Source organism: Noviherbaspirillum aerium (genome assembly GCF_008929045.1).
Classification (GTDB): domain Bacteria; phylum Pseudomonadota; class Gammaproteobacteria; order Burkholderiales; family Burkholderiaceae_D; genus Noviherbaspirillum; species Noviherbaspirillum aerium.
In genome coordinates this window covers 310571-335996 of the sequence record NZ_VFAH01000002.1, presented here as the reverse complement: position 1 = coordinate 335996, position 25426 = coordinate 310571, and the positions used below count along the sequence as shown (strand labels likewise).

The window sequence follows — 25426 nt, the reverse complement described above, 5'->3', positions numbered from 1 at the left end:
GAGGAGACGACACATGTTTGGCAATCCGATCAAGAAATGGCTGGCGGCACTGGCCGCGGCCGGCACCCTGGGTTTCGCCGCGAGCGCATCGGCACAGCAGGGCAATCAGCAGGGGGATATCGTGCTGGGCGGCTCGATTCCGATGACCGGGGTGTTCGCCTTTGCCGGCATCGGCATCGACGCCGGCATCAAGGACTACCTGAAAATCGTCAACGATGCCGGCGGCATCAAGGGACGCAAGATACAGTACGTGCCGGAAGACACGGGATACAAGGTCGATGTCTCGATGGCGGCCTTCAAGAAGATCACCAGCCAGCACAAGGTCAATCTCTACTACGCGGATTCGACCGGTTTTTCCAAGACCGTCAATCCCGAGCTGGAGCGGGCCGGCACCATGCTGATGACCGGCGCCTCCTTCGCCAAGGAGCTCAACGATCCGCAGAAATATCCGCTGCAGTTCATGGTCGGCCCCGACTACACCGAGATGGTCGGCATCCTGCTGAACTACATTGCCAAGACCAAGCCGGGCGCGAAGGTGGCGCTGGTGTATTCGGATACCGAATTCGGCCGCGACCCGGTGGAAGGCACGCGCGCCGCCACCAAGAAGCTGGGCTTGAACCTGGTCAGCGAAATCGTGACGCCGCCGTCCAGCGTGGACGTCTCGGCGGAAGTCATCAAGCTGCGCCGCGCCGATCCCGACTACACCATCTTCCACGGCTATGTGCTGGCGCCGATTCCGGAATTCATCAACCAGGCCAAGTCGATGGGCATGAAGTCGGCCTTCATGGGCACCTTCTGGACCATGGACAATTCCACCGTGATGCGCATGGGCGATGCCGCCGACGGCTTCATGGGAGTGATGCCTTACCGCTACCACTACGATACCGAGGGCAAGTCGCCGATGATGGAAAAGATCCGCCAGATGCGCCCCGAGTACCAGAGCACCGCCTACATGCAGGGCTTCCTCGCCGCCATGCTGATGACCGAAGCCGTCAAGCGCACGCTCGACGCCGGCAAGCCGCTGGACGGCAAGAATCTGAAGGCGTCGCTCAACTCGATCCAGAACTTCGACACCGGCGGCATCATCGGCACGCCGATTTCGATCAAGGGCAATTCCATCCCGGTGGGCCGCATCTACAAGGCGGACATGAAGCAGAAGAAGATGCTGCCGGCCTCCGACTGGATCACGCTGGGCCAGTAAGCGAGGAGCCGCAATGAGCATGGGCGCAAGCGAAGACATGGTCCTCGAGGTGAACAATATCGAGGTGGTCTACAACAAGGCGGTGCAGGTCCTGCGCGGCCTGTCACTCGCCGTCCCGCGCGGCAAGATCGTGGCGCTGCTCGGCAGCAACGGCGCCGGCAAGTCGACCATGCTCAAGGCGATCTCCAACCTGCTGCCGCTGGAAGACGGCGCCGTCACGCGCGGCGAAGTGCGCTTCCAGGGCAGCGCCAGCACCCATGTCAATCCCTATGAACTGGTGCGCTCCGGCCTGTTCCATGTGATGGAAGGACGGCGCGTGTTCGAAGACCTGAGCGTGGAGGAAAACCTGGTGGCCGCCAGCTATGCGCTGCAGGACGGCAAGAAGCCTAACTTCGACCTGGTCTACGAATATTTCCCGCGCCTGCATGAGCGGCGCAACGGGCTGGCCGGCTATCTTTCGGGGGGCGAGCAGCAGATGCTGGCCATCGGCCGCGCACTGATCGCCGAGCCCAAGCTGATGCTGCTCGACGAGCCTTCGCTCGGCCTGTCGCCGGTGCTGGTGGAAACCATCTTCGACATCATCGCCCGCATCAATGCCGAGCGCGGCGTGTCGATGCTGCTGGTCGAGCAGAACGCCTCGATCGCGCTGGCGGTGGCCGATTACGGCTACATCATGGAAACCGGCAAGGTCGTCATCGACGGCAGCGCGGAAAAGCTGGCATCCGACCCCGATGTGCGCGAGTTCTATCTCGGCGTCGGCGCCGAGGGCGCGACCAGGGGTTTCCGCGAGCTCAAGCATTACAAGCGCCGCAAGCGCTGGCTGTCCTGACACTGAAACGCCGAGACTCCGAGACACCGAGCCATGGAATCCATCGACCTCACCAAGACACAGCCGCAGATGCTGCGCGAGCATGCCCGCCTGCGGCCTCACAGCGTCGCCATCCGCCAGAAGGAATACGGCATCTGGCGGCCGCTGAGCTGGAGCGGATATTACCGCCGCGCGCGCCATGTCGGCCTCGGCTACCGCGCGCTCGGCCTGCCGCCCGGCGGCCACATCGCCGTGATCTCGGAGAACCGCACCGAATGGGTGCTGTCACAGCTGGGCGCGGGACTGGCCGGCGCCGTCACCGTCGGCGTCTATCCGACCAGCCCGGTCAACGAGATCGCCTATGTGCTCAACCATTCCGATGCGCAGATCATCATCTGCGAAGACCAGGAACAGGCCGACAAGGTGCTGGAGGCCAGCGGCCAGCTGCCGATGCTCAAGACCATCGTCGTGATCGAGAAGAAAGGCTTTGCCGATACCCGGGCGCGCGATCCGCAGCGGGTGATCAGCTTTGCCGAACTGGAAAGACTGGGCGCCGAGCATGAGCGCGAACACCCGGAGCTGATCGATCATTGCCTCGACGTTCAGACCATGGACGACATCGCGCTGATCATCTACACCTCGGGCTCGACCGGCAAGCCCAAGGGCGCGATGATCAGCTATGCCAACATCGCCGCGATGGCGCCCGGCGTGATCGAACGCCTCGGCTTGCGGCCGGATAGCACGCATCTCTCCTACCTTCCGCTGTGCCACGTGGCCGAGCAGATGCTGACCGCGTTCGTGCCGCTGTATCTCGGCTCGCGGGTCGATTTCGGCGAGTCCATCCGCACCGTGCAGGAAGACCTGCGCGAGGTCGCGCCGAGCATGTTCCTCGGCGTGCCGCGCATCTGGGAAAAGCTGCATTCCGCCATCTCCATCAAGATGCAGGAGTCGGGCGCATTGCAGCAATGGCTGTTCGCGCAGGCAATGCGGCATTGCCTGCCCTTCGCGGAAAAGGCGGCGCACCAGCGCAGCACGGCCGAGCGCCTGCTGTTCGGCGTGTACTATCTGCTGATCTTCCGTGCATTGCAGAATTTCATCGGCCTGCGCCGCGCCCGCATCGCGCTGACCGGCGCCGCGCCGATCTCTCCCGCCATCGTGCAGTTCTTCCGCACCATGGGCGTGCCGCTGATCGAGGTTTACGGCATGACCGAGTCGAGCGGCATGGTGCTCGGGCAGCGCGCCGATGCGGTACGCCTCGGCAACGTCGGCGTGCCCACCGTCGGTGTCGAGGTAAGGCTGTCGGAGCAGGGCGAGCTGCAGCTGCGCGGGCCGGTGGTCTTCAAGGGCTATTACAAGAACCCGGAAGCCACGGCCGCGACCATCGTCGACGGCTGGCTGCATACCGGCGACGTGGTGCGCGAGGAAAACGGCGTGCTGAAAATCGTCGACCGCCTCAAGGACATCATGATCACCGCCGGCGGCAAGAACCTGACGCCATCCGAAATCGAGAACACGATGAAATCCAGCCGTTACATCAAGGAATGCATCGTGGTCGCGGATGCCCGCAAGTTTGTCTCGGCGCTGATCCAGATCGATTATGATGCGGTGGCCCAATGGGCGGAGGCGCGCAACATTGCCTTCACCCATTTCCGCTCGCTGGCCGAATCGCCCGAAGTGCGCGAACTGATCCAGTCGGAAATCGACAGCGGCAATGCGCGCCTGGCGCAGGTGTCGCAGGTGCGCCGCTTTCACCTGCTGACCAAGGAACTCGACCATGACGACGGCGAGGTAACCGCCACCATGAAAGTGCGGCGCGCCAGCATCTACAAAACCTATGCACAGGAGATCGAGGCGCTGTACGCCTGATCGCCGTGCCAATCGGAACACGACAGAAACACGATTGATGACTTCAAGGAAAACAGCAGCAGCCAAGGCAGGCGCCGCCTTAACCGCAGGCACGCCGGCGGCGGGGTCGCCCTGGAAGAAAACACGCGACATCGCGAAGGAACGCGAAGCCAAGCGCGACGCGGTACTGCGCACGGCTGCGCAGATGTTCAACGAAAACGGCTTCCATGCCACTTCGCTGGACGACGTGGCCGAGCGCCTGCACATCACCAAGCCGACGCTTTACTACTACGTCAAGAACAAGGACGACATCCTGTTCCAGTGCGTCAGCCGCGGGCTGGCCATGCTGCAGGATGCGATACGCGACGTCGCGCAATCGGGCGGCACGGCCAAGGACAAGCTGTTCGCCGCCATGCGCCAGTATGCGGAAATCGTGACCATGGATTTCGGCATGTGCGTCATCCGCGTGGGCGAGGATCCGCTGCCGCTGGAAAGCCGCAAGAAACTGCGCGCGATGAAGCGCGAGCTCGACATGGAGTTCCGGCAACTGATCCAGCAGGGCATCGAGGAGGGTTCGATGGCTCCCTGCGATCCGAAAATGGCGGCCTTCACCATCGCCGGCGCGCTCAGCTGGATAGGCCGCTGGTATTCGCCCGGCGGTCCGCTGAGCGCGGACGACATCGCGCGGCAGATGATCGATCTTTTGTCCCTCGGCGTGTGCCGCACCGACACGCCGCAAATAAACAGGCAGATACCGAAGCAGATATCGAAGCAGGAAAAGCCGGCCCCGGCCCGCAAGCGCGCAAGGAAGGCCGCATGAAATTTTCAACCAGGAGACGAACATGGCTCAAGCAGACAGTCCCGTGTTATTGCGGCGCGAAGGTGCGATTGCCTGGCTGGTGCTGAACCGCCCGCGCAATCACAATGCGCTCGACGTGGCAGCGGCGCAGGCGCTCCATGCCTGCTGCAGCGAACTCGCCGCCGATGCCGGCGTGCGCGCAGTGGTGGTCAAAGGCGAAGGCGGCTCCTTCGGCGTCGGCGGCGACCTCGCTTCGCTGCGCAACGACCCGCCGGCCACCGCGATGGCGCTGATCGAGCCGCTGCATGCATCGATCCGGATGCTCGCCGCGCTGGATGCGCCGGTCATCGCCAGCCTGCGCGGCAATGTCGCCGGCGGCAGCATGAGCCTGGCGATGGCCTGCGACCTTGCCATCGCTGCCGACGACGCGGTGTTCAATCTTGCCTATATCAAGGTGGGCGTCAGCTGCGACCTGTCCGGCTCCTGGCATCTGCCGCGCCTGGTCGGCCTGCGCAACGCGATGGCGATTGCGATGCTGGGGGAAAGCCTGGATGCGCAGGAAGCACTGCGGCTCGGGCTGGTGAACAAGCTCGTGCCGGCGGCGGAAATCGATGTTGCCACCGATGCATTGGCAGCCCGCCTTGCCGCAGGCCCCACGTTGGCGTACGGCAAGATGAAGCGCCTGATGCGGCAATCCTTCGATAACGACTTGTCGACGCAGCTCGATGCGGAACGCGACAACTTCCGCGCGAGTGCGGCGACGGAAGATTTCCGCGAGGCGCTGGAAGCGTTCTTCGGAAAGCGCCCGCCGCAATTTTCAGGGCGTTGACTCTGCAGAATGACAAGGCTCGAAGAAAGTAACCCCTCTCCCGCAGGCGGGAGAGGGGCAGGGGAGAGGGTGACAGCGCAATGGCATGAGGTCTTGCAGAAGCTCGTAACTTCAAGCCTCGCCAAGCACCCCGAGACGCTGGACGCAAGCCGGATCGGCAAGGGCACGGCGGACTAGCGGTTTGCCCACCCTCCTTCGTTCCGCCTGCGGAACAAGGAAGGTTCACCAATTTGTTGACTTGAATTCATATCTGGAAAAGGAACCACCATGGCTGAAGCCTACATCGTCGCCGCCGTCAGAACCGCCGGAGGAAAGCGCGGCGGCCGCCTCTCCGGCTGGCATCCGGTCGACCTGGCCGCAAAGGTACTCGATGAACTCGTCGACCGCAGCGGCATCGACCCATCCCAAATCGAGGACGTCATCATGGGTTGCGTCAGCCAGGTCGGCGAGCAGTCCACCAACGTCGCGCGCAATGCCGTGCTGGCATCGAAGCTTCCCGAATCCGTCCCCGGCACCTCGGTCGACCGCCAGTGCGGCTCTTCCCAGCAGGCGCTGCATTTCGCGGCCCAGGCCGTGATGTCGGGCACCATGGACGTGGTGATTGCCGCCGGCGTGGAAAGCATGTCCCGCGTGCCGATGGGTTCACCCTCCATCCTGCCGAAGAAGAATGGCATGGGCTACTACATGAGTCCGTCCATCCATGCACGCTATCCCGACGTGCCCGATTTCAGCCAGTTCATGGGCGCGGAAATGGTGGCGAAGAAATACGGCCTGAACAAGGATGCGCTCGACGAATACGCCTACCGCAGCCATCAGCGCGCCATCGCCGCCACCCGCGAAGGCCATTTCAGCCAAGAGATCCTGCCGATCGAAGTGCGTACCGCCGACGGCAGCGCGGGAACGGAAGCCGGCATGCATACCGTGGATGAAGGCATCCGTTTCGAGGCCACGGTCGAAGGGATCCAGGGCGTGAAGCTGCTGCAGGAAGGCGGCGTGATCACCGCCGCCAACGCCAGCCAGATCTGCGACGGTGCAACCGGGGTAATGGTGGTCAGCGAAAAGGCATTGAAGACATTCGGCTTGCAGCCGCTGGCTCGCATCCATCACCTGAGCCTGCTGGGACATGATCCGGTGATCATGCTGGAAGCCCCCATCCCGGCGACCCTGCGCGCACTGCAGAAGGCGGGCATGAAGATTGACGACATCGACCTGTTCGAAGTCAATGAAGCCTTCGCGCCGATTCCGCTGGCATGGCTGCAGGCCACCGGCGCCGATCCGGAGCGGCTGAATGTGAACGGCGGCGCGATCGCGCTGGGCCATCCGCTCGGCGCGTCGGGTACCAAGCTGATGACGACGCTGGTGCACGCGCTGAGGAAGCGCAACAAGCGCTATGGCCTGCAGACGATGTGCGAGGGCGGGGGGATGGCGAATGTGACGATTGTTGAGCGGCTGTAGGTGGCGGATATATCCGTATTGGATTGACGCGACGGCTTCTCTGCACGAAGTCACTGCTCCTGCGATCAGGACCTTGACTTCCGCTGAGCCTCCTCCAGGACTCGGATCGTGTAGGCAATGCTGGAGTTGCCGGGGTGCTTCTGTTGAGCCAGCCTGGCTAAGTCGAGGGGTGTTCGCCCGTCGCTGTCGCGAAGGTCGATGCGGCCGTCGTACCCGAGCAGGATGGAGACCTTTGCCGACGGTTCTCCCATTGATACGACATATACGACATGCAGGGCGGTCCATCCCCTGCTGTAGGGATCACGTGCGTTGATGTCGATTCCCCGTGAAAGGAACAGGCGGAGCATCTCGAATAGTCGACGTTGATCGTATCTTCGAAGTAGGGGATTTGCTGCGTGAAGAACGTCGTAGCGAAGTCCCACGAAGGAATACCGAAATTGCGCGAGGCCATGGCAACCGCTACAGAGGTGTTGGAACGCACACTGGCAAAGTGATGTTCTGTAATGCAATGGCATTGCGTTTTCTCAATTGGCATCGCATTTTTACCTTGCGGTTAGTCAGCGTTTAGTCCCTGTTTTTAGGTCATCGCCGCTCCGTGGCTTCAGGCATGCTACCTACAGTTTGACAGCCGATGTCGAACATTGGTCATTGGTTATGCATGTCAATGCCGTACCAGGAGAGACGAATGCGAGGATTGGAAGCACGCGTACAGATGGCACTGCACACCGTCTATTTCGGTATTGGACTGACTGCGCCGGCGGCAAGGGCTTTGCTCGACGCGCGCGCGCTTGCTTATCAAGAGGGCGAAAGAGCTTCGACGGAAGAAGGAGTGCCGGTTCCTCCGCTTATCGCGGATGATAGCCAATTGCACCAGGCCTATCAGCAAGCTCTTCTGACTAGGCGGGAATAATACCCGCCGTTGCATCAAGCTGAGTTGCACTGGAAGACGACGTCAATGAAGCCGCTGCGACGTGCCCACAGCCTAGGCGCGACAGCATTGCACAAACCGCTCGGATGGAAGGCTATGACGTTACCAACTATCCTTGGTCCGCCGCCAGATTACTCTGCCTGACCTCCGCGTTCAATGACACCAACTCCGCCATTGTGGAACTCAACATTGCCAGGCTGAACGGCTTGGGAACATGTCGGTCAAAGCCAGCTTCTTGTGCACGTATTTCATCATGGGGCATAGCAAATGCGGTCAATGCAATGCTGGGAATTCCGGCGATCCTGTCGTCTTCGCTTTTTCGCACGCGCCGCACGAATTGGTAGCCATCCATACTTGGCAACCCTATGTCGCAGACAAGGACATCAAAAGGGCCATGTGCTTCCAGTATTTTCCATCCCATAAGCGCATCTGCCGCATCGGTCACTTTGGCACCCAAAGCCATGAGGGCGTCCCTGGTGACTTCGCGAGCCTGTTCGTCATCTTCTATCAGTAGAACACGCACATTGCCAAACTGCCCGAGCAGCAGCCTTTGTTCCTCATCCGCCGTCGGGTCATCCGGATTGGCATCGGTCTCAATACGAGAGAAATCCATGGTGAATACGCAGCCCTTGCCTATGCCACTGCTACGGGCATGAATAGTGCCGCCTTGCAGATCGACGAGACTTTTTACAATAGCCAAACCCAAGCCGACCCCGCCCTTCTTTCGCGATATGGACGAGTCTTGCTGCCGGAAGCGATCGAATACATGGGGCAAGAATTCCGGATCGATGCCGCACCCGGAATCTTCGATGATAATGGAGACCCTGCCTGCCTCAGTAGGTGTAGCAGTCAGCCGAATCCGCCCGCCTTTGTCGGTGAACTTGAGTGAATTGGACACGAGGTTGGCAAGGACCTGATCCATGCGCCGGGGGTCGGCTTCAATAAGCAGCGGATGCCGTGGAATGTCCATCTCCAGCTTCACGTCTTTGTCGGCAGCCAGTTTGGAAAAAGCATCTCGCACATTAACAAGCAGTTGGGCGACATCGGTTGCCTGTAGATCGAGCGAGACTTTTCCGGCTACGATGGCACTCATGTCCAGCAAGCCATCAATCATGGTCACTTGCAAGTCAATATTCTTTTGAATGATGCGTGATCCCTTGAGCACATACTCCGGATCTACCGGATTGAGTGCCAACATTTGCGCCCAGCCTCCGATGACATTGAGAGGTGTTCTGAGTTCGTGAGACAAGGTAGCCAGAAAATTATCCTTCATGGCGTTGGTACGCGCCAGTTCGGCATGCGCCGCCTGCTCTCGTGCCAACAAGCGTTCTACCTCTTCCGCTGCCCGCATCGTGTCCTGAACACTGCTGAGCGTCCCAAGCCAACGCAGTACTTTCCCGTCATTGCCTGTCACAGGCAGCGCACGCATACGGAACCATTCCGGCGTGCCAGATTCGGCAGTGACAAAGCGTGCCAAAAGATCCAAAGGTTCACCCGTTTGCCTTGCCGCTTCCCATGGTTCAAAGAGTGCCTTGCGATCGTCTTCCGGCATACGCTGGACCAGGTGCTCCAGCGCCATGCCTTCACTTAGTCCGAACTGGGCAATCCATTGCTGGTTGACGTATTCCAGTTTTCCATCCGCATCAATTTCGAACACCAGGTGCGGCAAGGAGTCTGCGAAGGCTGCAAATCGACGCTTGCGTTCTTGCAGTTCCTCGTTCTGGCGCTGCTGGTCTAGCGACAGGTGCGATAACGTGCGGCGGACCTGTTCTATTTCACCAACTGGAGCATCATGTGATGCCGCCCGTGTGGTATCTGGCGCTAACTGGGTTGCATAGTTCGCCAGGTCGTACACCGGGCGAGTGATTCTGCCGGCAGCGGCCCATGCCAGCACGGCGGCAAGGGCGCCAAGCAGTGCCGCACCAAAAAAGAACGAGTCGCGCAAGCGGCTGGCAGGGGCCAAGGCGAACTCTTCTGGCTGACGCGCCACTACGCGCCACCCGAACCCATCGAATGCGCCATCTGGAATCACCCGAGCGGAGGTAGTCAGGTAAGACAAGCCATTGGCCCAGGAATGCAACTCGGCTCGATCCGTCATGTTCGTACGGACCAATTCCGCGATCGGCTGCCCAACCTTGATCTCTTCGTTGGGAGTCAGCACGATCTTGCCAGTTGTGTCCACCAGCATGATCTCGATGCCGCGTGCATCCCTGATGGGGGCGAGCACCTGCTCGCGCAGTTGACGGGTCCATTCAAAACTAATATGCCCAGCCAGTACCCTCGTAGGCTGGCCACCGTCATCCAGGATGGGAACGCTGACATCCAGAAAGCGCAAGCCGTCCCCGCTAGGTGGCTTGGGCAGTAATTCCGCTAATCGCACCGCGGGATGGACATCACCGAGAAACAACCCTTTTTTTCCATTCTCAAAAATCGGGCGTCCAGTAGCACTGCCGCCTTCAAACAGTCCCGCGTTCGCTGCGAGTACGCGGGCGCTATCCACGTCGATGACGCCCAAGTAGGAAAATTCGGGATGATGTGCCACAAACCGGTCCAGAATCGACCGCATGTCGTCAGCCTTGGTCGATGGGTTCCGCAAAGTTGGAATCTGCGCCTGAGTTTCGATTTCTATGGCGAATCGGCTCATGCCGGTCGAAATTTCGCGTGCCATCTGGCGGCTGATGTTCTCCAGATTTTGGGCACTGAGCTTGGCGACTTCACGGCTCGCCACGTTTTCCAGCACCGCCGCGATACCTAATGCAAGTGTCAAGACCGTGACAGCGAGTGCAACGGCAAATCGCAAGCGAAGATTTGGACGGAACTGAAGAGGGACGGAAGAGGGTGGGGGAAGGGGCTGCTTGCCGACTTCTGTGGTTGTCTGGTTGTACTGGGCCATGGCGTCATCCAGGCCAGAATTAAATACCCAGCCAAAGGTGCCAGCATACGCGATTTTTTGAGAACCGAATTTCGATGTTTTGGCAAGTCTGGTCGCTAATCGAGCTTGGCGCTGGCAAACTCCTTGCGCAGCCTGCTGTATGGGCACTTTGGTACTGTGGCCACATCCACCCTTACAAGCCGGGGCGCCTCAAGACTGGCATTACGCAAGCCTTTGAGCCTGAATGCAGCAATTCAATTCGGCATTGTGTTTGCCATTGTTCTGTTGGCGGTGAAATTCACTCCAGCTTATCTCACTGCGCAGTGTTCATCCGTACGCGGCGGGCACGTCGCGACCGCATGTGACGGTAGGATATAGTAAAGATCCTGGATCCAATACAAATACAAGGAGACACCATGAATCTTTTCGCGAAATTGCAGGCGCGTGCCCAGCAGGGAAAGCCGTTACGGATCGGACTCATCGGCGCCGGAAAGTTTGGCTCCATGTACCTTTCCCAAGTGCCACGGACGCCTGGCATTCACTTGACAGGGATCGCCGATTTGCAACCGGCGCGGGTGCGCGAGTCGCTGAAAGGCTTGGGCTGGACCGAGGAGCGTTGCTCCGCTGCATCACTGGAACAGGCGGCCAAGAGCGGTGCCACAGCCATCATAGAAGACAGTCTTGCACTCATCGCCTCGCCCCACGTCGATATTGTCATCGAAGCGACCGGCAACCCGGCAGCGGGCATTGCGCATGTGCTCGCTTGCTGCGACCACAACAAACACATCATCATGGTCAACGTCGAAGCCGATGCGCTCGCGGGGCCGTTGCTCAAGCGCAGGGCTGACGAGGCAGGCATCGTTTATTCGCTGGCCTACGGCGACCAGCCGGCTCTGATTTGCGAAATGGTGGACTGGGCCCGTACGGCAGGCTTCGAGATTGTCGCGGCAGGCAAAGGAACCAAGTATCTTCCGGCTTACCATGTCTCCACGCCCGCAACGGTATGGCAACACTACGGCCTGTCAGCCGAGGATGCAAAACGCGGCGGCATGAATGCGCAGATGTTCAACAGCTTCCTGGATGGCACGAAAAGCGCTATCGAAATGGCCGCCGTTGCGAATGCGACCGGCTTGCAAGCTCCAGCGGGGCTGACATTTCCGGCAGTGGATGTGGACAGATTACCTGAAGTCCTCAAGCCGCAAGCCGATGGCGGCATCTTGTTGCATCGCGGTCAGGTAGAAGTGATTTCAAGTTTGGAACGCGATGGCTCTCCGATACCGCGCGACCTGCGCTGGGGTGTCTACGTCACTTTCGCGGCGGGCAGTGACTACGTCAGACGGTGCTTCAGCGAGTACGGCCTGGTCACTGATCGGAGCGGAGAATATTCGTCCATGTACAAACCGTTTCATTTGATAGGTCTTGAGCTGGGGATCAGCGTTGCCTCGGTCGGCCTTCGCGGCGAAGCCACCGGTGCACCGATATGTTGGCACGGCGATGTCGTGGCAACCGCAAAGCGCGATCTGGCTGCCGGGGAGATCCTGGACGGGGAAGGCGGGTTTACCGTTTATGGCAAGCTGCTTCCCGCAGAGCAGTCCCTGCGCCTGAAAGGCTTGCCGCTGGGCCTGGCGCATGGCATCACACTGAAGAACCCCGTCCCGGCCGGGCAGGCGGTAGGCTGGGAGGATGTCGATTATGACGCGACGGCGCTCGCGGTTCGTTTCAGACGCGAAATGGAAACGGTTTTCTCGGCGGCATAGTCCGGCAAGGCAAGCTATTTTCACCAGGCGGCGATGCCTCGTCCGACAGAGCATCGCACATAGCTCCCGCCATGCTTGTTTCTGCCAGTACGGAGCGATGCGGGTACCAAGCGATTGCATCCCCGGTAGCGAAAGCCGGGGCCGTGCGTGCGTTGCTGATGCCGATGTCGATGCCGTTGTTGACGTCGCATCGGGACGATTTTCAGCCGCACTTGACTGACACTTTCTTAACGCGCGGTACCAGACCGCCCTGCATCTCCGCTCGACGAACATCCACGCCACGCACATCCCGCGTCGTACATACGCGAAGTCTTTTCCAACCGTCCCATCCAGTGCCACCACCGGTTCGCGGACTTCGTCAATCAACTATTTGAGCTGCTCATCCATGCAAACGACTGGATGACGTGCATTGTAGGATTGGGCGTAGACTTTCAGCACCTGCTCCATCTGGCAGGCAAATTCGGCATCTTGTGCCGGCGGGATGCACCATTGCTGTTTCAGCCAAGGTTCGAAATTATTTTTTTAAGTGTGCGCCGCCCGGTTTCGCGTGAAATCGCCTCGACAATGCGCGGTTTCCCCGGCTTGTCGGCCAACAAGTTTAATGTCCAGCCAGCCGATCTTTCTGGCGCGCGAACAGGTCAGTTTGACTCACTGCGCTTCGCTTGCGCCAATTCTCCAAACTGCGGCTCGTCATGCCGAACGCCCCGGCAATGCACGCATCCTTCCAGCCTGACCCGTTTTTCCTTGGTCCATCTTGAGCAAGGCATGCGCCAGCCGGATCTTCCGTGCCCCGGATTTGCCGGTGCGTACCATTGCTTCCATCCATGCCCGCTCTTGCGCAGTCAGTTGCGGCACATATTTCCGGTTCATCACAGTCTCCTGCAGAGCCAATCGCCTTGGGCCGATTTGAAATAGAAAAGTGAGCCATGTCGGCCTGGCAGGCGACTGCTGGCGGAATCCCGGAATCAACTTTACAGAGTCGGTACAAAAGCCATAGTCGTCAGTGGCATGCAGATAAATGTTTGTCGGCGCAATGGATTCATGTATTAGCTTGTCCCGTACATAACGTCGATCAATCACAATATTTTCCATATATTAATAGTGGTGTGCCGCAGCCAATGCGTCGAGGCGATCGTCACCTTAGTGGCCCTTTCTTTGTGAGACGGTTCGTAAGTGTCAGTGTTAGCCTTGGCGGGATAGGAAGATTCATGATCGCGTTTTGCGTGTTCAGCGGCGCGATAAGAGCCGGTCTGCCAACGTGCCTTCATCTCATGCCACCAGCCATGATTGCTAATCGATCCAGAGGCATGCGCACGCCATGGAGTGATTGATTAAGATCAAAATACATCTAAGGCCTGCTGCTACCGTTTATCTATCTATCTCAGTAACCCTAATGTCAAGAATAAGTAAAAGGAGGAGATATCATGCGTCTTACCAAACTCGCCAGCTGCATGCTTTTCGTCGGAGCCGGCATTGCTGTTGCCGGCGGTGCTAACGCTGCGGCGCCAACTTTGGCGTCAACTACCGTCCTGACCAAGTTGAACAATCCATGGGACATGGCCTTTCTCCCGGACGGCACCATGTTCTTTACCGAGAAGTGCCATGGCCTGTCAGTGCGTACCGCCGAGGGAAAGGTTAACCGCCTCCTTGGCATGAAGGACTCCAAGGATTACGGCACCACGGCTGGCGATCTGTTTTGTGAAGGCCAGGCCGGCATGAATGGCGTGGCTGTCGACCCCGACTTCGCTAAGAACCGTTTTATTTACGTCTACTCCGCCTCGGACATGGCTCAGCCGAAGACGAACCGCGTGATGCGTTTTGTCGTCAGCGAAGATCTGACGAAGGTATCGGATCGCAAGGACATTGTCACCGACATTCCATACAAAGCGGCGGCGAGCGACCATCCCTTCGGTGGCCCCGGCGCCCACAACGGCGGTCGCGTTCGCTTCAGTCCCGGCGACGGCTTCCTGTACGTCACGACTGGCGACACCCACAACCACGAAGTTCCGCAGAGCCCGACACGTATAGGCGGCAAGGTGCTGCGCATCGACCGCGAAGGCAATGCGGCGCCTGGTAATAATGCGCCGAAAGGGTTCGACCCTCGTATCTACACTTACGGTCATCGCAATCCTCAGGGCATCACGTTCCGACCGGGTACCAACCAGCCGTTCACTGCGGAAAACGGTCCATGGCATACGGATGAAGTTACCGCGCTAAAGCCCGGTGGCAATGCGGGCTGGGACCCGCGTGCGAATGTCAACGGGCGCGGCGATTGCCCCGATAATTACTGTGGTTATAGCCCGAATCAGATGGCTGCGGTCGATCCTAAGGAACGGTCGAAATTCATGCCGATGACCGACCTGAAGACCTACCCGAAGGCAATGAAACCGGCCTGGACCAACGAAGGCCTTTCTCAAGGTATGTCTTCCGGCACTTTCCTTAGCGGTAAGCAATGGAAGGAGTGGGACGGCAGAATGGTGGTCTCCTACATGGGCATCGGCATCCATGGCACTCCAGTCGGCAATCGGTTGGACGTACTGGATATTAGCGCCAACGGTGAGAGCGCCAAGCGTACCAAGGTGTCGCTGCCTATGCCGGCAGGACGTTTCCGATCTGTAGTGCAGGGCCCGGACGGCAACCTGTATGTGGCAACCGATGAGGGTGAAATCTATAAGCTGACCCCGAACTGATATCCCTGTCACCGTACGGCCGAGCAAGCAGTACGGTGAAAAGCGGATCGTTTTCGCTGGCGCTTTTTGAGCCCATCGGTATTTGCGCATCAGTCTCCACGTGTCGCCGCAGCATGGCGGCGGTGGAGTCGTAAGCTCGCAAGAGCGCGTTCTATATGAGTAGCATGTTCATGCATAAAATCCTGACTGTATGCGTCGCATCTAGCATCCTGCTCTTTGCGGGATCCACCTATGCTGATGCTGAACTGTTCAAAAAGTCCAACTGCATGGCTTGCCATGCAGTTGATCAGAAGCGGTTCGGTCCTTCGCTTAAAGAAGTGTCCGCCAAGTACGCCGGTGACAATGAAGCGGTCGATAAACTGGCAAAAAAAATCAAAGCCGGGGGCTCTGGCGTATGGGGCCAAATGCCTATGCCGCCTCAAACCCAGCTCTCGGATGCCGACGCCAAGCTCTTGGCCGAATATGCGCTATCAATTAAATAACACCGACTACTGATGCATCATGCATTTGTCTGAAGCAACTTCGTGGCGTTAGCTGCAATTCGCCTATCGTGCCATGGACAGAACCTATCTTTTGCTACTGGCCAGCCCGCTTCTCGCCGCCGCTGCCGATGTTGCCGCACAGCAGGAGAAACAGCTGGAAGAAGTCGTCGTCTCCGTCAGCCGCGGCGAACAGAAACGTTTTGACGCGGCCGCATCTGTCGACGCCGTCCAAGTTGATCCACTGCGCACCGCCTCACCGCTCATCAATCTGTCGGAACTGCTTGGCACCGCGCCTGGTATTCAGGTCCGCGAGCGGCAAAACTATGCGCAAGACTTGCAATTATCGGTGCGCGGCTTCGGCACGCGTTCTACCTTCGGCGTGCGCGGCGTGCGCATTCTCATCGACGGCATCCCCGCCACCATGCCCGATGGGCAAGGCCAAGCGTCCACGGCCACATTGAGCTCGGCGCGGCGTATCGAGATCCTGCGTGGACCAGTCGCCCAGCTCTATGGCAATGCGGCCGGCGGAGTACTCCAGGTGTTTACCGCCGACCCACCGCTGTCGCCGCAGGCACCTTACGCCAGCGCCTCGGCCGGTGCCGGCAGCGACGGCCAGCGCCAGCTTGGATTTACACTGGCGGGGGGCGGCGAAACGCTAGGCGGCCTGCTCGATGTATCGCGTTATGAAACCGACGGCTACCGCGACCACAGCGCCGCACAGCGCACCCAGGTCAATGCCAAGGTCCTGTGGCAGCCTTCCTCGTCCACCAAGCTCACCGGCATCGTCAACATCTTTGACCAGCCGCTGGCGCAGGACCCGCTCGGACTGACGCGCGCGCAGTTCGAGCAGAATCCGCGCCAGGTTGCGCCGGTCGCGCTGACTTTCGATACCCGCAAGACCGTCGATCAGCAGCAGGCCGGCCTCGTGCTGGAACACAAGTTCGACCGCGGCAATACCCTCAATGCGCGCTTGTACGCCGGCACGCGGGAAGTCTTCCAGACGCTGTCGTTCTCCGGTGCCGCGGCCAATTCTTCCGGCGGCGTGGTCGATCTTGACAACCACTATCGCGGCGCGGGCATCAGTTGGACCCATGCAACGCAGGCCGGCGGCATGCCGCTGAACTGGACCGTCGGAATGGAAGCCGACGATCTCGATCAGACTCGGCGCGGCTTCATCAACAACAATGGCTCGCCAGGCGCGCTGCGCCGGGATGAGCGCGACAATGCCAACAATGTCGATGTTTTCGGCCAGGTGGACTGGACCTTCGCGGAACAGTGGAAGGCTACCGCCGGCCTGCGCTCCAGCCGTGTGCGGCTATCGGTCGACGACCGCTATGTGACCGCTGCCAGTCCGAATGACAGCGGCAGTGTCGAATACCGCAACACCAGCCCGGTGCTCGGGCTGGTCTGGTATGCGAACGACAGTCTCAATGTCTACGGCAATATCGGGCGCGGATTCGAAACGCCAACGCTGGCGGAATCGGCTTATCGCAGCGGGGGGAGCGGTCCCAACCTCGGCCTGCAGCCATCGACGAGCCGTCAGGGCGAAATTGGCATGAAATGGCGCTCCGGTGCGCAGAGCGCGACGTTGGCCGTGTTTACTGCGCGCAGTCGCGATGAGATCGTGCCGCAGGCCACCGAGAACGGCCGCTCGATCTTCCAGAATGTCGACCGCGTGGAGCGGCGCGGGATTGAAGCAGCGTGGGGCAACAACATGGGCAGCTTCAGCACGGAAGTGGCCTATACGCTGCTCGATGCACGTTTCAAACGAAGCTTCACCAGTGCCAACGGCGTGGTCGATGCCGGCAACCGGCTGCCTGGCGCGCCGAGGCATAGTCTTTTCAGTCAGGTTGAATATCGGCCCTTGGACGGCTTGAACACCGCGCTGGAGATGCGCATCGAGAGCAGGACCTATGTTGACGACCTCAACAGTGAAGCGGCGCCAGGCTATGCGGTGTTCAATTTACGCGTTGCGCAGGAGCTTCGGACAAATCGGGCGCGATGGACGCTGTTTGGTCGGATTGACAATGTGTTCGACCGCCACTATGCGGGGTCGGTGATCGTCAATGACGGTAATCGCCGTTTCTATGAGCCAGCGCCGGGTCGCCGTTTCTTTGTGGGAATCCGAACTTCGCTCTAAACGATATAAATAATAACGAAAAGGCGACACATGAAGATTGACCACGGCCAGTCGTTGGAAAAGTCGCGCCGAGCGTGCACGATGCGTTAGTTGGCCGGGCAAGATTGCGTATCTCCACCACGCACGATGTGTCGTCTCCTCAAGCGTCCTCAGCAGCTGCGTCTGAATCCGTATTCGCCGAGGGATTTCGCCGATTCCGTCGAAAACAGCATGGCAGCATCGATCATTTCGAATCACCGGCATCCTCCCGTGGATTCACTACTAACAGGCAGGCGCACTGAAGGCAACGCGCAGTATGAGACGCCCTCGTCTGAGGGTAGCCGCCTTACCAAATCGGAAACATTGGCAATCTCCATTCGATGGCGTACATCCCCTTCTTTGCGGCCACTATCGATAAAGTGCCCTTGAAGGACAGCCTCTCCCAGAGGGATGCCCTCATAGCGTACTGCTACAGGAATACGATCTCTCTCCAGTGTTATTGAGCTCCCTTGGTCCTCTTCCGGCTTCAGTCTACCTTGCAGGCAACAGAGGAAGCGAGGCACGAGCGCTCGCTATCGCACCATCCCTGCAAATATAAGCAATATGGTCTTCATGGAAGCACTGCAAACCCTCCGCAACAAGGTGACGGGATAGTCTCATTACCTCCATGCCTGCGATAGCTCGGGCGCAAGCGTTAGCAATATACAATATTACTCCAAGGAAACATATGCAGTACAATTATGTATGGAAAATGACATAACTAAAAGAATATATTGGAAGGGGCATAGAAAAATGGCTGCATTTAATGCTGAAGATGAAAGAATGCAATTCTCTAAAAGACTTCAACAAAGTCTCGATCGTGCAGGGCAGGTTCATGATAGCCCCACCGCATTAGCTCGATTCTTTAACTCCCGATATGACGGCCAACGAATCACCGTCCATGCAGCTCGAAAATGGCTTGTAGGAGAGGCAATACCTACTCAGGAGAAGCTTCGTGTCTTGGCACAATGGTTGGAAGTACCTCTTGATTGGCTTCGGTTCGGTGGAGACAGGGCCGGAACACCCGTCGACCGCAGTACGTATTCCAAGCTAACTCCAAAGGACCAAGCCATTCTTGAGAACATTAGAAAACTGGACAATGCTCATCAGGAAATTGTTATTACGCTGATACACTCGCTCGTTAGGGTTAGCAAGGGGATTGAATTGGTCCCGTAGAATGAATCGCCGCTACCATCAATTTCCAAAAGGACCCATGCGAGCCAAGCACAGTTTTATCGGAGCTGCACTAGAATATCTGGACGGTATAGGTTCACCTTTAACGAAAGGAAAGTAATGCCATGAAAGGCAGCTTTGTAGTTGAGCTAGCCGGCGACATGGCTATTGTCCGGTTCCGCGGTGAGGCAACAGAGGCCCTACTTCTGGAATGCCATGAACGCCTACTTGATGTAGTAAAGAATGCGGGTCGCCGGAAGATTCTTTACGATGCTCGTGAGATGACAACGCCGGACTTGGATTTGGTGTTCTTGCAACGGCACCTGGTAGACGCACAATATCTTGGCGATTCTCTACGGCGAGCAATTGTAGTGTCCAATACAAAGCTCGCTTATTTGGCCCGCCTTGCTTTCGGCGACGGTGAGTACGAAGTTTTCTACAACGACCTGGCGTCAGCAACTCGATGGCTTGAGAGCGCGCCATCAAAATAATCACTTCCCCGACACATTAACTAAACCCCATCCATGCACCGAGAACGAGCTTTACGTCGAGCGGTCGCATCAATACTCTGCGCGCAGCGGCCAAACGCATTATCGAAGAATTCTGGCCAGTTATTGGAGAATTAATGGACGACTTCGTTGAGCAAGAGTGTGATCGATGTATTCGCCATGTCGGCTGTGGCCAGTCAACGTGAAAATGCTATAGCGTGCATCGTACTCATGCCTCGAAGTTAGCGCAGCGGAGTGGAAAAACATTTCGCCGCGAATACGTTAATACAGGTCATCGTGTGATGTCATTGCACCGCGAGTCGTTGTAATTGGTTTAACCTTGGGAAGACAAAACTTTATCATCGTCTATCGCGCCGCATTCCTTTCTGCTGAGACCGCTTGATCTTGACAGCCTTATTTCCACTGCCTTCGGCATCTTCTTCACTCTTCATCACGCCTTGGCCGTGCGTATCATCGGGCGCGAAGATGCCTGACTAGTGGGCAATGATTAATCAATGCCGGGCTAAGAATTTGCACCAGGAGCGGTGGTGTAATGATTTTACGTTACGCTTCCTGCATATCGGGATAGCCCGGCGTTTGACTGCATCGTGCTTTTACCAAGTTCAACTTTAGGAGCGGGGCCGTTGCGCTAACGCAGAAGTCATTCTTAAAGAAGACAGGCGCCACCCTGCATATCGCCAGCATTTTTCCTAGACTGACTTTCCGTGGCCGCGGATCTGGTGCGGCCTGGACAACAATGACACGGAAGGAAAAATCATGATTTCATCCACCTTGATGCGTCAGGTCGGTACGGCAATGATCGGTGCCATCGCCAGCACCTTTGCAATCCAGTCTTCCCTTGCGCAAAACCGAACGACGACCGACTTCGAGCTCATGATGACCATACAGGAAAGCCTGTCCCAGGCGGCGGGCTGCACAGGAATTGCCGTCACGTTCAAGGGAGCAGGCCTTTCTCCGCAGTTAGGAGTAGTCGATGGCGAGGGATCGCACTGCGCGACGCCGGACTCGCAAGGCAATATTTCGGCGCCGGAAGGCACGATGACTCTGAAGACTGCCGCCGGGGATGAGATGCGTGTCCGTTTTGCTTTCCATTTGACGCCAACCGCCACGCCGCCCGTGTATCAGATCTGGGGCACCTACCAGATCGACAGCGCAACCGGTCGCTATGTGAACGCGAGCGGGCGCGGTCTAGTGTATGGACTGGAACAGGTGAACCTGGCGCAAGGCCAATCTGGTCCATTGATCCTCCATGCGAAAGGCACGCTGTCTTACTGATCGGGGCCGATCATCAACGACAACATTGACATGCGAGGAGATTAACATGGCAACCAACGTCATCATGTTTGGCTGGAACCGGGCACATCCCGGGCGGGAGTCGGCCGCGATGGAGCAGTTTCAGGAATTCGCGGCCCACCTGGGTGCCCTGCAGAGCAAGGGCGAGATCGATTCCTTTGAGCCGATTCTTTTTGTCCCCGGCGGAGGCACTCTCAACGGCTTCTTTCTGATTCGAGGTGACCATGGCGGGCTCGATGCATTGATGGCCACGGATGCATGGCGCTCTCATGTAATGAGATCAATGTTGCATCTTGACGGCCTGACGATAATGCGTGGCTCGACTGGAGAAGCGTTGCAGGAAAACCTGGGGCTGTGGGCGGGTCACGCATCCAAGCTCGCGCGGTCGCCCTAAGCAGTGCCCGATTTCGTCTTGCGACTTACCTCAGCTGCAGAGGAGAAACCAATGAAACATCGTGCTTTGCCTGTGCCTGTCGCACTTGCCGCTCTGGCTGGCGCCCTATGTACGCCACTTGCCCACGCTGGTTCCAAGGACGTTCCGCTCAAGGCAACGCTGAATGTCGAAGAACATTTGGGCCAACTTCCGAAGTGCATCGGCGCCAATAATGAGGCGCCGGGACCTGGGGGCACAATAACCGGCTCGGGCCAAGCCTCGCATCTGGGTTCGGTGACACTCAATGCCTCTCATTGCATCGCGCCAGGCAATGGGACACAACTGGTGATCTACCGCGGCGAGCTGATGTTTACTGCGGCAAACGGAGATCTTGCCTACGGGCGCTACAGCGGCGTACTGACGCCGACAGCACCAGGAGTTTTCCGCTTCCAAGGCGATTTCCATATTACCGGCGGCAACGGTCGGTTTGACGATGCCAGCGGCAATGGGCAATTGAGCGGTACCTATTACGGCAGCCCGGCAACAGGGGTGATTGCGGGAACCATAACCGCGAGCGGGCGTGTCAGTTACTAGGCACCTGGATCAGCGCGCGGACGGACCATCTGCACGCGGGTGCAGATGGTCCATTGGATGCTCTGCAAAACGGCCTTGCGCTGACCTAAAGGAGGAAGGCAACCAATGTAGGATGCCTCTGGCACTGGAGTCAGAATGTGTTCATAAATCGGATATGAGACATTAGGCGTATTACTCAGTCGGGCGTGCATCAATTTCCTGGCAGTTGATCCCATGTGCTCCCTCAGTCTCTCGACGATAGTCGTCAGTGGCGCTCAAATACATGCTTGCGGTCGCAATGGATTCGTGTCCGGGCTTATCCCGTACATGACCCAGGTAAATCGCCATAGCGGCATTCGTTTCGTGACACCAGCACAGCGTCATCAGGAACAGGACAAGCCCTTGTTGAAGCCACGTAATGAGCTCTGCCAATCTGGTCGGCAGGCGCATCGCGAACGCTGGAGCAATGCGACGCGAAACTGGATTGCTTTATCCAAACTCAGTTCAGCGACGATCTTCTTCAGGCGCTCATTCTCTAGCTGCAACTGCTGCAACTGCTGCAACCGCTTGAGTTGACGGGCCTGATCACTGTCCAGTTCGAGGCAGGCCTTCTAAACGCATTTTCCGCGTTCATTTAGCAGAACACCGTCGGGCCCTCAAAGCCGGCGTCATTATTTACCGTCAAGCGAATGAGTGTTAGCTGGCAAGTTTTGCACCAGTGCCTCCAGCGCATAGGTGCACACGGTTGCTCATGAAGCCAATTTTCCAAGTATTGCTACAATAGGTACTGAAATTTGTATGGAAGTGCGTGCCGACATCAGAGTACGTCCGAATGCATTTTTCCATTGCGATAACTATGGCGACATTGACGTATACCCGGTGGCAACGTATTGCGTTTCTTGGACTCCAACGGAGGCATATTGTCGCTCTCTTAATGCTGCCCATTATTTCATTGGTTTTGGCAGTCATTGCATGGTCTAGTCTTCTTTTTAATCTGCAAACAAAGGAAGACCAAGCGATACAGGAAATTTACGCCCGCACGGACGGGCTGGCACAAAACTATGCCGAACGCCTGGATAGAACGATTGATGCGTTCAATCGAATTCTGCTGCATGTCAGGCATGACTGGGCTTTATCAGAGGGTAAGACCAGACTCGAAGATGCGGAGAAAGCCGGAATCTTTCCTCGTGATGCTGTCATCATGGTTTCTATCTTTGACGATAACGGGAATGTGCTTACAACGTCACATCCCATAGCTTCCCAATACACGGTCTCTGACCGACCGTACTTCCGGTTCCATAGGGATGTGAATGAAGACCATCTCCTAGTAGGCCAACCGATGGTCGGACGATTTTCTAATAAGGAAGTCATATTGCTGTCACGGCGCCTGAATCCCGATAGTTTAAGCTTCCAAGGTATTGTGGTTGGCGGTATCAGTCCGAGCTTTCTCACTGCAAACTATTCAGAGGCTGCATTTGGTGAATATGGCTACTTAGGGGTTCTCGGTGTAGACAAGCAGATAAGAGTTGCGAGAATTGGACATGAAGTGACTGCAATTCAACACGCATATCCAGTAACGACATTCTTTCCGGATGCCGAGAGCGAGCGCGGCGCAACCTGGCTTGACGGAAAGTATTGGTTCGCCGACCAAAGGAATCGCTTTGTAGCATGGCGCAAGGTCAAAGGGACCCAGCTCATTGCAGCTGTGGGTCTGGACGAACAGGAAGCGCTTGCGAATTTTCACTATGAACGCAGCGAGGTGCTAAGAAATGCCTACTTAAACACATTTGGTTTAGCGATATTCACGTTAATGGCTATGGCATTGGCATATGTACTTTTGAAAAAAAAGTCCGACCTTGAGTCGGCTCGCATCGCTTACCGTGCCGCTACCGAGGAAGGCGTCGACGGCTTTTACATCAACCGGCCTTTACGCGATAAAGACGGTGAAATCTACGATTACCTCGTGGTGGATTGTAATAACCGCGGCGCAGAAATATTTAAGCTAAAACGCAATGAATTAATCGGTAGAGCCATATCGGATTTCTACGAGGGAGCAGTCAAGAAAGCAGCATTCGCACGCCTGCAGGAGGCGCTTGAGAAAGGCGTACACGAAAGCGAAGTCAAAGTGTCCGTGCGAGACAGGCTCAATGCAGATTGGATTCACTACAAAGCAGTTCGTTCCGGTGACGACTTGGCCGTCACTATAAGGGATATAAGCGAAAGCAAGGCTCACCTTCAAGAACTCGAAAGACGCGGTAATCAAGATGCCCTGACAGGGCTCCCTAATCGCCACTGGATACAGAACTATCTACCCATTGCGATAAGGCAGGCAAAAGAATCTCATACCGAGATTGCACTCCTCTTCATTGATATCGACGGGTTCAAAGCCGTTAATGACGCACTTGGACATACAGCAGGGGATGACCTGCTCAAGATGATTGCTAGTAGATTGAAGAGAACAGTTCGTCCTCAAGACCACGTAGTACGACTTGGCGGCGACGAGTACGTCATCTTAGTTGAGGAGGCTGGCGGGCAAGAAGAAATAAAGCGGGTAGCAGAGCGTGTTCTACATGTGTTTAATGAACGATTCCAAATCTCGCGTCAATTCCACACCGTCGGTGCCTCCATTGGAGTCAGCGTTTATCCGCATGACGGCACTGATGCTGAAACCCTTCTAAAGAATGCGGACATCGCAATGTATGCAGTTAAGAAGGAGGGTAAGGGAAATTATCAGTTCTACCATAGTCGCTTCTATGAAGCGTTAAAAAGTCGCCTGAATCAGGAAATAGACCTGCGTCACGCCCTTGAATCTGACGAGTTCGAGATGTATTACCAACCCCGCGTCAATATTCACGACCTATCCATATCGAGCATGGAGGCATTAGTACGCTGGAAGCATCCTACGCGAGGCATTATCAATCCAATAGAATTTATTCCATTGGCGGAAACGACAGGACTTATTCTGCCGCTTGGCAGTCTGATTATCGAGAAGGTATGTCAACAACTTGCGGCGTGGGCACGTGCCGGCGAATCGATAGTTCCTGTTTCTATCAATGTGTCGCCACGACAGTTCAACGAATCAAACATGCTCGACGTTTTTACGTCAATGCTTAAACGCTACAGCGTCGAACCTGATTGGATTCAGATTGAGATAACCGAATCAATGATGATGCAAGAAACGGACGAGGATGCAAGTGTCTTATCTTGTCTTCGGGAGAAAGGAATAAAGCTTTGCTTAGATGACTTCGGTACAGGATATTCCTCTCTCTCCCAATTGCAAAAGCTTGATTTTGACGTGTTGAAGATTGATAGGGCGTTCACTGCAAAAATTGAGAACGAGGAAGGTAGAATACTTGTCACTGCCATGATTATGATGGCACATTCACTTGGAATGGTGGTTGTCGCGGAGGGTGTCGAAAGCGAGGCACAAATGAAGAGCCTTAATGAGCTTAAGTGTGACGAGGCCCAAGGATATTTGATTTCAAAACCTATGCCTGCCCACTTGATACAGTCGTTTTCAAATAAGGTATCAATGAGGCAAAGAAGTTAACCGAAGTCAGCTTCGTTCCTAAGCAGGTAAAGGAAGGTATTTTAACCTACCCCCGTTCCAGACATCTGGCATGAGGGAATGTCCATGAACGGAATCCATTTAACTGCAAAGGAGCAAGAGCAACTTGCCAG

The 25426-nt window shown here is 57.1% G+C and carries 19 protein-coding genes; 17 read left to right on the top strand and 2 right to left on the bottom strand.

From position 1 onward, the window contains the following. The first annotated feature begins 13 nt into the window (after positions 1 to 13). From FH061_RS04790 to FH061_RS04755, 7 genes are all read left to right on the top strand, one after another. Entirely contained in the window at positions 14 to 1201 is a 1188-nt protein-coding gene (locus FH061_RS04790) for an ABC transporter substrate-binding protein (protein WP_151633503.1), read from the top strand. A gap of 19 nt (positions 1202 to 1220) precedes the next feature. Beyond that, positions 1221 to 2030, top strand: a complete 810-nt coding sequence (locus FH061_RS04785) for an ABC transporter ATP-binding protein (RefSeq protein ID WP_151633960.1) — start codon at positions 1221 to 1223, stop codon at positions 2028 to 2030. A gap of 33 nt (positions 2031 to 2063) precedes the next feature. Beyond that, complete coding sequence (locus FH061_RS04780; RefSeq protein ID WP_151633501.1) at positions 2064 to 3875, top strand: AMP-dependent synthetase/ligase; 1812 nt, start codon at positions 2064 to 2066, stop codon at positions 3873 to 3875. Between the two features lie 37 nt (positions 3876 to 3912). Further along, positions 3913 to 4674: a TetR/AcrR family transcriptional regulator gene (locus FH061_RS04775; RefSeq protein ID WP_151633499.1), complete on the top strand. Its 762-nt coding sequence runs from the start codon at positions 3913 to 3915 to the stop codon at positions 4672 to 4674. Between the two features lie 22 nt (positions 4675 to 4696). After that, positions 4697 to 5482, top strand: a complete 786-nt coding sequence (locus FH061_RS04770; RefSeq protein WP_151633497.1) for an enoyl-CoA hydratase/isomerase family protein — start codon at positions 4697 to 4699, stop codon at positions 5480 to 5482. Between the two features lie 267 nt (positions 5483 to 5749). Continuing rightward, positions 5750 to 6937 carry an acetyl-CoA C-acetyltransferase gene (locus FH061_RS04765; RefSeq protein WP_151633495.1) on the top strand — a complete coding sequence of 396 codons (1188 nt, stop codon included), beginning with the start codon at positions 5750 to 5752 and terminating at the stop codon, positions 6935 to 6937. Positions 6938 to 7622: 685 nt separating this feature from the next. Continuing rightward, positions 7623 to 7847, top strand: coding sequence for a hypothetical protein (locus FH061_RS04755; RefSeq protein ID WP_151633491.1), 225 nt, complete (start codon positions 7623 to 7625; stop codon positions 7845 to 7847). 127 nt (positions 7848 to 7974) lie between these two features. On the opposite strand, the gene FH061_RS04750 is transcribed toward FH061_RS04755, so the two are convergent. Continuing rightward, the gene (locus FH061_RS04750) at positions 7975 to 10758 is read right to left on the bottom strand and encodes an ATP-binding protein (protein ID WP_151633489.1); all 2784 of its coding nucleotides are present in this window, start codon (positions 10756 to 10758) and stop codon (positions 7975 to 7977) included. Positions 10759 to 11153: 395 nt separating this feature from the next. On the opposite strand from FH061_RS04750, the gene FH061_RS04745 reads away from it, so the two are divergent. Beyond that, the gene (locus tag FH061_RS04745) at positions 11154 to 12494 is read left to right on the top strand and encodes an NAD(P)H-dependent oxidoreductase (protein WP_151633487.1); all 1341 of its coding nucleotides are present in this window, start codon (positions 11154 to 11156) and stop codon (positions 12492 to 12494) included. A gap of 690 nt (positions 12495 to 13184) precedes the next feature. On the opposite strand, the gene FH061_RS04740 is transcribed toward FH061_RS04745, so the two are convergent. Next, complete coding sequence (locus FH061_RS04740) at positions 13185 to 13586, bottom strand: hypothetical protein (RefSeq protein ID WP_151633485.1); 402 nt, start codon at positions 13584 to 13586, stop codon at positions 13185 to 13187. Between the two features lie 332 nt (positions 13587 to 13918). On the opposite strand from FH061_RS04740, the gene FH061_RS04735 reads away from it, so the two are divergent. From FH061_RS04735 to FH061_RS04695, 9 genes are all read left to right on the top strand, one after another. After that, positions 13919 to 15184: a PQQ-dependent sugar dehydrogenase gene (locus tag FH061_RS04735; RefSeq protein ID WP_192804910.1), complete on the top strand. Its 1266-nt coding sequence runs from the start codon at positions 13919 to 13921 to the stop codon at positions 15182 to 15184. A gap of 164 nt (positions 15185 to 15348) precedes the next feature. Beyond that, positions 15349 to 15666 (top strand): c-type cytochrome, encoded by a 318-nt coding sequence (locus FH061_RS04730; RefSeq protein WP_225984485.1) that lies wholly within the window; start codon positions 15349 to 15351, stop codon positions 15664 to 15666. Between the two features lie 73 nt (positions 15667 to 15739). Beyond that, entirely contained in the window at positions 15740 to 17806 is a 2067-nt protein-coding gene (locus tag FH061_RS04725) for a TonB-dependent receptor family protein (RefSeq protein ID WP_151633483.1), read from the top strand. Positions 17807 to 18529: 723 nt separating this feature from the next. Next, positions 18530 to 19000 carry a hypothetical protein gene (locus FH061_RS04720; RefSeq protein WP_225984484.1) on the top strand — a complete coding sequence of 157 codons (471 nt, stop codon included), beginning with the start codon at positions 18530 to 18532 and terminating at the stop codon, positions 18998 to 19000. Between the two features lie 122 nt (positions 19001 to 19122). After that, entirely contained in the window at positions 19123 to 19488 is a 366-nt protein-coding gene (locus tag FH061_RS04715; RefSeq protein ID WP_151633481.1) for an STAS/SEC14 domain-containing protein, read from the top strand. A 774-nt stretch (positions 19489 to 20262) separates the two neighbouring features. Beyond that, positions 20263 to 20781, top strand: a complete 519-nt coding sequence (locus FH061_RS04710; RefSeq protein WP_151633479.1) for a hypothetical protein — start codon at positions 20263 to 20265, stop codon at positions 20779 to 20781. A 46-nt stretch (positions 20782 to 20827) separates the two neighbouring features. Then, on the top strand, positions 20828 to 21193 hold the full coding sequence (locus FH061_RS04705; protein ID WP_151633477.1) for a hypothetical protein: 366 nt from the start codon (positions 20828 to 20830) through the stop codon (positions 21191 to 21193). Between the two features lie 51 nt (positions 21194 to 21244). Further along, entirely contained in the window at positions 21245 to 21766 is a 522-nt protein-coding gene (locus tag FH061_RS04700; protein ID WP_151633475.1) for a hypothetical protein, read from the top strand. A gap of 913 nt (positions 21767 to 22679) precedes the next feature. Then, a complete protein-coding gene (locus FH061_RS04695; RefSeq protein ID WP_192804909.1) occupies positions 22680 to 25295 on the top strand; it encodes a bifunctional diguanylate cyclase/phosphodiesterase in 2616 nt (871 codons plus the stop codon). Positions 25296 to 25426: the final 131 nt, after the last annotated feature.